This window comes from Paraburkholderia mimosarum LMG 23256 = NBRC 106338, from assembly GCF_000739815.1.
Classification (GTDB): Bacteria; Pseudomonadota; Gammaproteobacteria; order Burkholderiales; family Burkholderiaceae; genus Paraburkholderia; species Paraburkholderia mimosarum.
On sequence record NZ_BBJJ01000250.1, the window covers coordinates 1 to 2062 of the forward strand.

Consider the following 2062-nt stretch of genomic DNA (forward strand, 5'->3'; position numbering starts at 1 on the left):
AACGGATAACGATGACGATGCGCGAGCTGGACAGATTGAAGGTCATTCAGGATGTGGTGGACGGCAGGCTCAAGCCGTGGCGTGCGGCCGAGCGGCTCGGGCTGATGACCGATCGCACGCCGTGGATCAGCAGCGTTCGCAGATACACGTCATCGCTTACCGCAATGTATATGGTCGGATACATTGCCTCGATGGATTGCTGCTTATAGCGTGTCTACCGAGGACCAAAGATCTGCACAGCTTGGAGAACAGACGAGGCTATTCTGGCACGATACGTGTAACTAACTGGCGCGACTGTGAAAGCGTCCCCCTTTGCCGACACGCCGGTGGTCCGGTCGTAGAGGTTAGCGTTTTCATAAAAAGAATGGGCGTCACCCGACGAATCCAAGCCAACCTGAATGCTTCGGTTTGTCCTGAAAAAATAGTTCTTTTCCGAATATACAATGCCGCCGCTGCCAATCTGCAGGGCGGTGTACTGTGTCTCGTCTGATCCGGTCGCCGTGAGGCCGGTGGGTGTCGCCCCGTTGTCGAAATAGTTGTTGTAGGCGTGAACCCAACCCCGCAGCAGTGGACGTCCCTTCAAGTTCGGGCCGAACTGGTTGTGATGTAACGTGACATGCAGCCTATTACCTCCATATGAATAGGAATCGAGACGGTTTGCACCCACGATCATCGCCAGACGCTCATTGGCCAAGTCCTGGTTTGTGCCCGTCCAGCTCCAGACGGGATCGGGGCGCATCTTCAGCCATTCGCTGGTGAAATAGAACTGGCTATAGGAAACCGTCACATTGTCCGACGACAGTGTCACGCTCATCAGGCCGTCGCTCGTATCATAGAAGGCACAATGGTCGATCCACGCATTGTTGACCCGGCGCAGCGACACACCTTCATAGTTGATACCGACGTTACTGGACGTGCCGTAAACTTGGGCAGGCAGAGCCTGGAGGTCCCGGATAACGCCATGGAAAGTGATGTTTCTGATCACGACATTTTCGATGTATTTGCCATCTGGCAGCATTTCTCCGTCAAATTTGAGCTGGATGTTTTTCAACACAGCACTGCCTCCATCTGCGCCTTCGATCGTGGTGTTGTTCCAGGCGGTGCTAGCGAACGTGAGCGTCGTCAGTCGTGGCCCGCCGTAGATTTCTCCTTTGACGAGAATGTGGTGCTGTCGGGCGTTAAATGCGGCCAGCAGATCAGCGAGGCTAGCTACCGTGACGGCGGAGTCGTTTGACCCGGTCGCCGTTGCGAACCCACCGGTGTTCGCCGACAGGCGCACGGGAATTGCTGTCTCACCGAACCGCGCCCCTGTCACTGCTGAGGCGTCCGGCGCGGAAGGCGTCCCATGTTCGCTACAACCACAAACGCACAGCAGAGTCGCAGTCAATATAGTCATGAGATTTCGCAAGTTCATTCAGCTCTTCCATTCAAGAACGCAAAAGGCGTGGGACCTGAAATAGGCGGATTCCGGCCAAGGTGCATTTGGTTCAAACGTTGGCACACTCCGTCATCAGACTATGCGATATGACGCACATCAGCGATCCGAAACTGGACCGTATCAAAAATGCCGGATCTGTCGCATTAAGGTCCGTCAGCATAGCAGACTACCTTATTGGGTTCTGTTGCAGTAAGGCCCACGTTAAAATTGTGTAGCGAATTTTTGAGCTGAGCGATGAAGAAGACGAAGACACCGCGAACCACACTCGCGCCGGGCCTGGCCAAGGTCCTGAAGCGCCTTCACTACCCGCTTGAAGTGATTTTGCTGTGCGTGCGATGGTACGTGGCCTATTCGCTGAGTTTGCGCAATCTTGCGGAAATGATGGACTAGCGTGGTATCGCGGTGGATCATTCGACGGTGTACCGCTGGGTCATCAAGCTGCTGCCGCTCTTCGAAAGGAGCTTCCGCAAGCACAAGCGTCCGGTTGGGAAAAGCTGGCGAATGGACGAGAGCTATATCAAGATCAAAGGCGAGTGGAAATATCTTTACCGGGCAGTGGACAAGGCGGGCGACACGGTCGACTTCCTGCTCAGGGCCAGGCGGGACAAGGTCGCTGCCCGGCGG

General features: G+C 55.2%; 1 protein-coding gene and 2 pseudogenes. 2 read left to right on the forward strand and 1 reads right to left on the reverse strand.

The window, feature by feature from the left end; all coding sequences use genetic code 11:
- Nucleotides 1-209: pseudogene (locus BMI01S_RS38565) on the forward strand (hypothetical protein); the annotation flags it as partial.
- A gap of 5 nt (nucleotides 210-214) precedes the next feature.
- Here the strand turns inward: BMI01S_RS38565 and BMI01S_RS37100 are convergent.
- Nucleotides 215-1414 carry a pectate lyase family protein gene (locus BMI01S_RS37100; RefSeq protein WP_028233088.1) on the reverse strand — a complete coding sequence of 400 codons (1200 nt, stop codon included), beginning with the start codon at nucleotides 1412-1414 and terminating at the stop codon, nucleotides 215-217.
- A gap of 258 nt (nucleotides 1415-1672) precedes the next feature.
- Here BMI01S_RS37100 and BMI01S_RS37105 point away from each other — a divergent pair.
- Nucleotides 1673-2062, forward strand: a pseudogene (locus tag BMI01S_RS37105) (IS6 family transposase); the annotation flags it as partial.